General features: G+C 46.4%; 6 protein-coding genes and 1 tRNA gene. 1 reads left to right on the top strand and 6 read right to left on the bottom strand.

Annotation, left to right across the window (positions count from 1 at the left end; translation table 11 throughout):
* Positions 1–157 precede the first annotated feature (157 nt).
* Together GPK58_RS03735 and glgB are read right to left on the bottom strand one after the other, a co-directional pair.
* Positions 158–230: transfer RNA gene (locus GPK58_RS03735), tRNA-Thr, on the bottom strand.
* Positions 231–356: 126 nt separating this feature from the next.
* Positions 357–2630: a 1,4-alpha-glucan branching enzyme gene (gene glgB / locus GPK58_RS03730; RefSeq protein ID WP_215638223.1), complete on the bottom strand. Its 2274-nt coding sequence runs from the start codon at positions 2628–2630 to the stop codon at positions 357–359.
* 215 nt (positions 2631–2845) lie between these two features.
* On the opposite strand from glgB, the gene GPK58_RS03725 reads away from it, so the two are divergent.
* Entirely contained in the window at positions 2846–3817 is a 972-nt protein-coding gene (locus GPK58_RS03725) for a carbohydrate kinase family protein (RefSeq protein ID WP_022427213.1), read from the top strand.
* An 867-nt stretch (positions 3818–4684) separates the two neighbouring features.
* Here GPK58_RS03725 and GPK58_RS03720 read toward each other — a convergent pair.
* Genes GPK58_RS03720 through ilvD form a run of 4 tightly spaced genes read right to left on the bottom strand, consistent with a single transcriptional unit; the run spans position 4685 to position 10294 of the window.
* Positions 4685–5848 carry a phosphoglycerate dehydrogenase gene (locus tag GPK58_RS03720; protein WP_021651414.1) on the bottom strand — a complete coding sequence of 388 codons (1164 nt, stop codon included), beginning with the start codon at positions 5846–5848 and terminating at the stop codon, positions 4685–4687.
* A complete protein-coding gene (gene serC / locus GPK58_RS03715) occupies positions 5848–6930 on the bottom strand; it encodes a 3-phosphoserine/phosphohydroxythreonine transaminase (RefSeq protein ID WP_015527147.1) in 1083 nt (360 codons plus the stop codon). The genes GPK58_RS03720 and serC overlap by 1 nt, the downstream gene beginning before the upstream one ends.
* Positions 6923–8605: a biosynthetic-type acetolactate synthase large subunit gene (gene ilvB / locus GPK58_RS03710; protein ID WP_015527148.1), complete on the bottom strand. Its 1683-nt coding sequence runs from the start codon at positions 8603–8605 to the stop codon at positions 6923–6925. The genes serC and ilvB overlap by 8 nt, the downstream gene beginning before the upstream one ends.
* Positions 8606–8620: 15 nt before the next feature.
* Positions 8621–10294, bottom strand: coding sequence for a dihydroxy-acid dehydratase (gene ilvD, locus GPK58_RS03705; RefSeq protein WP_021651413.1), 1674 nt, complete (start codon positions 10292–10294; stop codon positions 8621–8623).
* Between the last annotated feature and the right edge of the window lie 33 nt (positions 10295–10327).

Below are 10327 nucleotides of genomic sequence, written 5' to 3'. Positions count from 1 at the left end.
TAGCCGTCTCACGGAGCCCTAGTAGTATCCCCCGACGGAGTCCCTGCCCGGAGCGATGCCACCTTCCTCTGGCGTCCCTCGACCACATCCATACACACCAAAAAAAGCCCGGCATCTTCACATTCCAAAGACACCGGACTCCCATCAGTCATATATAAGCTGGAAATGAGACTCGAACTCACGACCCCTTCATTACGAGTGAAGTGCTCTACCGACTGAGCTATTCCAGCTTGTGCTAAACACAACTGATATTATACCGTATTTTACAAAAAATGCAAGCACTTTTTCCTACAATCCACTCAAATCCTCACCACCCCAATCACCCCCAACCATATTCCCATTTAATTCACAAACCATCACTCATCCCCGGAAGCCCCCTTCCTGCGAGAAGCCACCCGTTTCACAACCTTTACCGCATCCTTTACAGCCACAGATTTTTCAACCACCGTCATTTTCGCTTTATCCATACGCTTTCCCCTGCTTTTCCCCACAGTCTTTTTCACATTTCCTTTCTTCACAGAGTTTTTCTTCACATCCCCCTTCTCCGGTGTACACCCAAATACCGCCACACCATAAGCCGGAAGCTTCAGCTTCAAAGAAAATTCCCTGTTATCACACTCCATATGAATAGCCGCTTTCGCCCGTGCGTTCACCACACCCTGTCCGCCAAACTTTTCACTGTCACTGTTGAAAATTTCCTTATATTTCCCCGCAAAAGGCACACCAACCCGGTAACTGTCATAAGATACCGGTGAAAAATTACACACCGCAAGAATCGTTTCTTCCGGCTTTTCCGTCTTACGAAGAAACGCAACCACATTCTCATCATAGCTGGTAAACTGGATCCACTCAAACCCATCCGAATTACCATCCATTGCATACAACGCCGGATGATTCCTGTAAAGTTCATTCAGATCATGCAGATACGCCCTCATTTCCGGCCCCACATCCCCATCCGGCGCAGTCATCTTCACACCCGGATGAAGCATCAGATAGCCATACGCAGCACGCAGCTGAGCATCCTTCTGCCTTGAAGATCCCGGAAGCTTCTCCAGAAACTCTTTTAACGTACCCACATCTCTCTTCCCCAGAGTCAGTACATAATGCTCACTATATGCATACATCATGGAAAGCGTCAGCTGATCATAATAATTTCGTCTATCCAAAGGCTCTGCTTCCAGATAAGAAAGAAGATCCTTTGTCCAGCCACCACTCCATTTATAGTCAAACCCCAGATGATCATTCTCCACACTGTCTGTAAGCTGCGGCCATAAACCATCCTCCTGTGCGATCAGAAGAATCCCCGGATACTGCTTCTTCACAATAGAATTCAGATGCTTCAGAAACTCCAGTGCCTGAAGATTCTCATTAGAACTATAAAGATTAGCCGTCCACTGTCCCGCCTCTCTTCCAAAATCCAGATACAGCATCGCATCTACATCATCCATCCGAAATCCGTCCACATGAAATTCATCCAGCCAGAAAAACGCATTGGAAATAAGAAAATCTTTGACCATAGGACTTCCGTAATTATAAAGCATGGTGCCCCACATCGGATGAACGGCCATAGCCGGATCCTGTACTTCATAAAGAGGAGTTCCGTCAAATTTCTCAAGCCCTGCATCAAACCGCGGAAACTGAGCCGGTGTCCAGTCCAGGATCACGCCAATCCCTGCCTGATGAAGATCCTCCACCAGTGTCCGGAAATCTGCCGCAGTCCCAAAACGGGTAGTCACAGCATAATACGCAGACGTAGAATATCCTCCTGAACTTCGGTCAAGATACTCCATCACCGGATGAAATTCTACATGCGTATAACCGGTTTCCTTCAGAAACTCCACCAATTCACCACTGTTTTTCCACTCTGTTACATCCGTTTCATAAATAGAAACCGGAACTTCACGGCTGGCAAACCTTTCACGTTCCTTCATCCACGCTTCATCCTGCCATAAAAAATCCCCCAGCTCTGTTACAACAGAAATCACAGACGGCGCTCCCTGAGTTCCATTTCCGTAAGGATCAGACTTCCGCTGTACATCGCCGCCTTTGATCTTGATCTCATACTGGTAAGAGGCCCCTGCCTGTACACCTGGAACAAAAATCTCAAAAATTCCGGACATTGGCATCCGATGCATCGGAAGACGCCTTCCATCCCACCTGTCAAAATCACCGACCACACTGACACGGATTGCATTGGGTGCCCAGACAGCAAAATATGTTCCTTCTACCTCGCCACAGGTCCCCGGATGCGCTCCCAGCTTCTCATATGCCTTGTAATAGACACCGGCACAAAAAGCTCGTTCCTCCTCTTCCGTGATCTGGCATGGACATTCATACGCATCGTAAAAAGTCTCTTTCCTGCTTCCTCTTATCACACGGAAACGATATTCCGGAATCCTTTTCAGTGGAAGCATTACAGCATAATAACCAGCCTCATCTTCCAGAATCATCGGATAACTCTTTTCCCCTACAACAACCTCTGCAGCATCCGCTCCCGGAAAAAATCCCTGGATCAGAACGCCATCCTCTGTTACCCTTGGCTGCATCACATCACGAGGTGATGCCTCCTCCCCATAAACGATTGCCTCGATCCGGGGCCAATCCATATATTCATACGCTTTATCAGCCATAATCGTCTCCTCCATCATATTTGTTGTTTTATAGACTAAGTTTACCACCATTTTACAGAAAAATAAAGATAACAGTTCTAATCTTCGCAAAAAGCACCACAAGTAACCGGTAACAGAACAGAAAATAATTCGATTTGGTTCTTCCCAAAATCATGTGTAACGATTATAATATGAAGCAGAATATGAAACAAATAACTTATCAGGAGGAATCATCAATGGAAAACAGACAGTATGATGTAACAGCTCTCGGCGAGCTTCTGATCGACTTCACAGAAAACGGTGACAGTTCCCAAGGAAACCCTACTTTCGAGGCAAACCCGGGCGGAGCTCCCTGTAACGTTCTTGCCATGCTGAACCGTCTTGGCAAAAAAACTGCATTTATCGGAAAGGTCGGAAACGACATGTTCGGCAAGCAGCTGAAGGCTGCCGTAGAAGAATGCGGCATTGATACCAGAAATCTTGTCATGGACGATGAAATTCACACTACCCTTGCTTTTGTACATACTTACCCGGACGGAGACCGTGATTTTTCTTTCTACCGTAATCCAGGTGCAGATATGATGCTGACAAAGGATGAGGTAGATGCCGATCTGATCCGCAATTCCAGGATCTTCCATTTCGGCACGCTTTCTTCCACACATGAGGGTGTCCGTGAAGCAACCCGCTATGCTCTTGACGTGGCAAAAGAAGCCGGATGCATCATCACCTTTGACCCGAACTTACGCCCTCCACTCTGGAAGGATCTGAACGATGCCCGCAAAGAGATCGAATACGGCATGGAACGCTGTGATGTACTGAAGATTTCTGATAATGAAGTGGAATTTCTTTTTGACACAACAGATTATGATAAGGGTGCTGCCCTTATCGAAGAAAAATATCATATCCCGCTTGTGCTGATCACAATGGGAAAAGACGGAAGCCGCGCTTATTATCGCGGACGGAAGGTCGAGGCTGCTCCTTTCCTTCAGGAAAAAACCATTGAAACCACCGGTGCAGGAGACACCTTCTGTGCAAGCACCCTGAATTATGTGCTGGAACACGGTCTTGAGGATCTCACTGACGAAAATCTCGCAGAGCTTCTTACTTTTGCAAATGCAGCAGCTTCTCTCATCACAACAAAGAAGGGAGCACTCCGCGTAATGCCTGAAAGAGATGAAGTTCTTGACTTCATTGCATCCCGCAAGTAGTGTATGTTTTTCTTTTATTGAATTATTTTTTTGTTTATTGGCTTTGAAAAGCTGAGAAAACACCGCAGGGGGAGAAAGCACTCAAAGTTACGAAGCCCGTTTTTCTCCCCCTGCACCCCCTCTTTCCGGGCACGTACCGCGGAAACAGCGCTTCGCGCCTATCCGCCAATTGTTGTGTGTTCTACATATTTTCCCTGTTATATCATATATTTTTATTAATGTCTTATCGTATAAAAATTTACAACCAATATCATTACGCATATTATATTTGCACATTATATTTGTATTTGATATATTTACATTTAATATATTTACATTTAATATATTCGCATTTGATATATTTACATTTGATTATTTGATATATTTGAATTTGATATATCTGCATTTGATATATTTACATTTGATATATTTGCATTTGATCATTTAATATATCTGCATTTGATATATTTACCACTCAAATTCACTTCTATATTATTCCAAAAAATCCGCAGATGTGCCCCGCACATCGAGACCTACCAACGCCCTCCCACCCTCACTCTCGGCTCAACCTTCCACATCCAATACCGTCACATACCTATAACGGCCTCAAGACTTTTTCACTCTCAACAACCCCTTCAAGCCGTTCTCCTCCATCGGCTCAACCTTTCGTTCCCAGCACCGTCGCATACAGACACAAGTCAACCAAACTCCCGTCCTCCACAACCAAGCACTCCTAAAAAAAAGCCCGAGGGGTGTGCAGAGGGGCCGCGGCTTTGCGGCCCCTTTGCGGTTTTCCTTTTTTCCTCAAAAAAATACTGTGCGCCATTCGCCAAAAAAAGCAAACGCCACACAGTATTTAAAAAAAAGTATTTCTAACCTCTTGTTACTTTACTTAACAACACGCACCCTATACATTCCCTCAATCTCCTTGAGTTCATCCAACGCCTTAGCAGATGCCGCACTCTCAAGATCAATAAGAGTATAAGCAAACTCCCCTTTACTCTTATTCGTCATATCCGCAATATTCAGTCCCTCAGATCCAAGGATCTTGGTAACCTGACTGATCATATTCGGTGTGTTGCTGTGCGCAAGAGAGATTCTTCCGACAGCCACACAGGTACCCATATCACAGTTCGGATAATTAACAGAATTTTTGATATTACCATTCTCAAGGTAATCACGGATCTCTTTTACAGCCATCTCTGCACAGTTCTCTTCAGATTCCTCTGTAGACGCACCAAGATGCGGAGTTACCAGAATACCCTCGCGTCCTGCAACTGTCTCATTTGCAAAGTCAGTTACATACTTCTTAACCTTGCCACTCTCAACAGCCTCGATCAGCGCATCCTCATCAACAAGAAGATCTCTTGCAAAATTCAGAAGAACTACGCCGTCCTTCATCTTATCGAAAGCTTCTTTGTTGATCATCTTCTTAGTGCTGTCAAGAAGCGGCACATGAATGGTGATATAATCGCACTGGCTGTAGATCTCATCCAGGCTCTTGCTGTGCTTGATGGTTCTGGACAGGTTCCATGCCGCATCAATAGAAAGATATGGGTCATAGCCATATACTTCCATGCCAAGACCGCATGCTGCGTTTGCCACCATGGCTCCGATGGCTCCAAGACCGATGATACCAAGCTTTTTGCCGCTGATCTCGCATCCTGCGAACTGTTTTTTCTGCTTCTCGGCAAGCTTGCCGATGTGCTCTTTATCTTTCTCCTGTGCAACCCACTCGATACCTCCTACGATATCTCTGGATGCAAGGAGCATACCTGCAAGTACCAGCTCTTTTACGCCGTTTGCGTTAGCTCCAGGCGTGTTGAATACAACAACCCCCTTCTCTGCATACTCCTTAACCGGAATATTATTGACGCCTGCACCTGCACGTGCAACTGCGCAAACGCTCTTCGGCAGCTCCATGTCGTGCATTTTTGCACTTCTTACAAGGATTGCGTCACACTGGTCAGCGGTCTCTGTTTTTTTATAATTATCGCCAAAAAGTTTCAGACCTTTTTCAGCGATAGGATTCAGGCAATGATACTGGAACATTATGCATTCTCCTCCTCGAATTTTTTCATGAATGCAACCAGTGCCTCTACGCCGGCCTTTGGCATGGCATTGTAGATGCTGGCACGCATTCCGCCAACAGTACGGTGTCCTTTCAGGTTTACAAGTCCTGCTTCAGTTGCCTCTTTGACAAACTTGGCATCCATTTCCTTGTCACCGGTTACGAACGGTACATTCATAAGAGATCTGTCTTCCGGAACTACAGTTCCTTTGAACAGCTTGCTGGAATCCAGGTAATCATAAAGGATTTTTGCTTTTTCCTCATTGCGCTGTTTCATCACTTCCAGACCGCCCATCTTCTTCAGCCATTTAAATACTTTTCCGCATACATAGATGCAGTAAGCATTCGGCGTATTGTAAAGAGAGCCTGCGTCTGCATGTGTCTTATAAGTAAGCATGGTTGGGGTTCCCGGAAGAACATCCTCTGTGATCAGGTCCTCACGGATGATCACGATAACCATGCCTGCCGGTCCGATGTTCTTCTGAACACCGCCATAGATAATACCATATTTGCTTACATCCACCGGCTCAGACAGGAAGCAGGAGGATACATCTGCTACCAGAGTCTTACCTTTTGTGTTTGGAAGTTTTTTGAATTTTGTGCCGTAAATGGTGTTGTTCTCACAGATGTATACGTAGTCTGCATCCGGGCTGATCGGCAGATCACTGCAGTCCGGGATATAGCTGAAGGTTTTATCTTCAGAAGAGGCGATCTTGTTTGCTTTTCCGTATTTCTGAGCTTCCTGATAAGCTTTTTTTGCCCACTGTCCTGTTACGATATAATCTGCGACCTTGTTTTTCATAAGGTTCATCGGGATCATGGCAAACTGCTGGGATGCTCCTCCCTGAAGGAAAAGTACCTTGTAGTTATCCGGAATGTTCATAAGCTCGCGAAGATCTTTCTCTGCAGTATCAATGATCTCCTGAAAAGCTGCACTTCTGTGGCTCATTTCCATAACAGACATTCCTGTGCCGTTATAATCCATCATCTCATCCGCTACTTCTTTGAGTACTTCCTCTGGAAGCACTGCCGGTCCGGCAGAAAAATTATACACTCTACTCATGTTTCTTCATATCCTCCTCGTCAAATACATCATCAAGGTTCGCACCAGCCGGTACCATCGGGAACACACTCAGATCCTGATCGATCCAGCAATCCAGAACGACAGGTCCCTCTGCTGCCAGTGCCATCTTAAGTGCAGGCTCCACATCCTCCATCTTTGTCACACGAATGGCTTTTGCACCCAGCGCCTCTGATAATTTCACAAAATCAACGGCGTCATCCAGTACTGTGGAAGAATATCTCTTTCCATAGAAAAGCGTCTGCCACTGACGCACCATTCCCAGTACATGATTGTTCATAACAATCTGGATCAGCTGTCTGCCACAGCGTGCAGCTGTTGCCAGCTCATTCATATTCATACGGAAGCATCCGTCACCTGCTATATTTACAACTGTTTTTTCCGGTCTGCCCATCTTCGCGCCAATTGCAGCGCCAAGGCCGTAGCCCATGGTTCCAAGGCCGCCGGAAGTAAGAAGAGTTCTCGGCTCTTTGTATTTATAATACTGCGCCGCCCACATCTGATGCTGTCCAACATCTGTGGAGATGATCGCATCACCGTTGGTCAACTCATAAAGCTTCTCTATAATATACGGACCTGTAAGCTGTGTGTGATCATAATTCAGCGGATATTTTGATTTCAATTCTTGGATATGTGCGATCCACTCCGGATGTTCTTTCTTCGGAATTTCCTCCAGAAGGCGTTTCAGCACTTCCTTCACATCACCGATCACACTGGCATCCACTTTGATATTTTTATTGATCTCCGCAGCATCCACATCGATCTGAAGGATTTTTGCATTATGTGCAAAAGTTTTGGTATTTCCTGTTACACGGTCACTGAAGCGTGCACCGAGAACAATAAGAAGATCGCACTCTGTTACGCCAAGATCGGAAGTCTTGGTTCCGTGCATACCTACCATACCTGTATAGAGAGGATCTTCTCCCGGGAAGGTGCCCTTGCCCATCAGAGTATCGCAGACAGGAGCCTGGATCCTGCGAGCCAGCTCACGTACTTCCTGGTCAGCACCGGAGATCACACATCCGCCGCCAACAAAAATAAACGGTTTCTCTGCCTCTCTGATCATTTCCAGTGCCTGATCAATATCTTCTTTACGGATACTTTTGATCTCACGGTTAACCGTAGCCGGATGGCATGGCTCATATTCATATTTCATTCCTGTGATATCCTTCGGGACATCCACAAGCACCGGGCCGGGTCTTCCGCTTTTTGCAATATAAAATGCTCTTCTTAACGTATCTGCAAGATCTTCGATATTCTTTACGATGAAACTGTATTTTGTTACAGGCATTACGATACCTGCGATATCAACCTCCTGGAAAGAATCTCTTCCCAGGAGTGGTCTTCCTACGTTTGCAGTAATGGCTACCATCGGTACGGAATCCATGTATGCAGTCGCGATCCCTGTTACCAGGTTAGTTGCTCCTGGACCGGAGGTTGCCAGGCAGACACCTACCTTTCCGGTCGCTCTTGCATAACCGTCAGCAGCATGGGATGCACCCTGCTCGTGGGAGGTCAGTACATGTGTGATCTCATCTTTGTATTCATATAAGGCATCGTAAACATTCAGGATCGCGCCGCCCGGATATCCAAATACGGTATCAACGCCCTGTTCCTTCAGACATTCTACGATGATCTCTGCACCTGTAAGCTGCATATCTTTCGTTCCTCCTTATTTTGCTTTCGGTACTTCCAGGATCGCACCACGGTTTCCGGATGTTACCATGGAAGCGTATCTTGCCAGATATCCGGTTGTCACCTTCGGCTCTCTTGGCTGCCATTTTTCTCTTCTAGCCTGCATCTCTTCATCTGAAACCTTGATCTCCAGTTTCAGCTCCGGAATATTGATGCTGATGATATCGCCTTCCTCAACCAGTGCGATCGGGCCGCCTACTGCTGCCTCCGGTGATACGTGTCCGATAGCGGCTCCTCTGGATGCACCGCTGAAACGTCCGTCGGTGATCAGGGCTACGGAAGAACCAAGTCCCATTCCCACGATGGCAGATGTAGGGTTCAGCATCTCTCTCATTCCAGGGCCACCCTTTGGTCCCTCATAGCGGATAACCACAACATCTCCCTCTACGATCTTACCGCTCTTGATGGCAACAATTGCGTCATCCTCGCTGTCAAATACACGTGCAGGACCTTCATGTACCAGCATCTCCGGTACAACTGCAGAACGTTTTACAACACCACCATCCGGTGCAAGGTTTCCTTTCAGTACGGCAAGTCCGCCTGTCTTTGTATATGGATTGTCGATAGGGCGGATAACATCCGGATTCAGGTTTACACAGTTTTTGATATTCTCACCTACTGTTTTTCCGGTTACTGTCATACACTCTGTATGGAGAAGTCCCAGCTTGTTCAGCTCATTCATGACCGCATAGACACCACCGGCCTCATTAAGATCTTCCATGTAGGTCGGGCCTGCCGGTGCAAGGTGGCAAAGGTTCGGGGTCTTCTCACTGATCTCATTTGCAAAGCTGATATCAAAATCCATTCCGATCTCATGTGCGATAGCCGGAAGATGAAGCATACTGTTTGTGGAGCATCCAAGTGCCATATCTACTGTAAGTGCATTTAAAACTGCCTCTTTTGTCATAATGTCTCTTGGGCGGATGTTCCTTCTGTACATTTCCATTACCTGCATTCCTGCATGCTTTGCAAGACGGATACGTTCAGAGTATACTGCCGGGATGGTACCGTTTCCTTTCAGTCCCATACCGAGAACCTCTGTCAGGCAGTTCATGCTGTTCGCAGTGTACATACCGGAACATGATCCGCAGGTCGGGCAGGTTTTGTTCTCGAATTCTTCCAGATCATCTGCTGTGATGGTTCCTGCTGCATAGGATCCTACTGCCTCAAACATACTGGAAAGACTGGTTTTGTGTCCTTTTACATGGCCGGCAAGCATCGGACCGCCGCTTACGAATACAGTAGGAACGTTGATCCTTGCCGCTGCCATCAGAAGGCCAGGTACGTTTTTGTCACAGTTGGGAACCATGACCAGAGCATCGAACTGATGAGCCAGTGCCATGGCCTCTGTGGAATCTGCGATCAGGTCACGTGTTACAAGGGAATATTTCATTCCAACGTGTCCCATTGCGATTCCGTCACATACTGCGATCGCCGGAAATACAACCGGTGTGCCGCCAGCCATTGCAACGCCGAGCTTTACAGCATTTACAATTTTGTCAAGGTTCATATGTCCCGGTACGATCTCGTTATAAGAACTTACGATTCCTACCAGTGGTTTGTCCATTTCTTCCTTTGTCATTCCAAGGGCATTGAACAGGGAACGATGTGGTGCCTGCTGTGTGCCTTTTCTTACGGTATCACTTTTCATTTTTAAGGTCTCTCCTTTTTATTCTTTACGATA

Source organism: Blautia sp. MCC270, from assembly GCF_018785605.1.
GTDB classification, from domain to species: Bacteria; Bacillota; Clostridia; order Lachnospirales; family Lachnospiraceae; genus Blautia_A; species Blautia_A fusiformis.
This window is presented reverse-complemented; position numbering and strand designations above follow the sequence as displayed.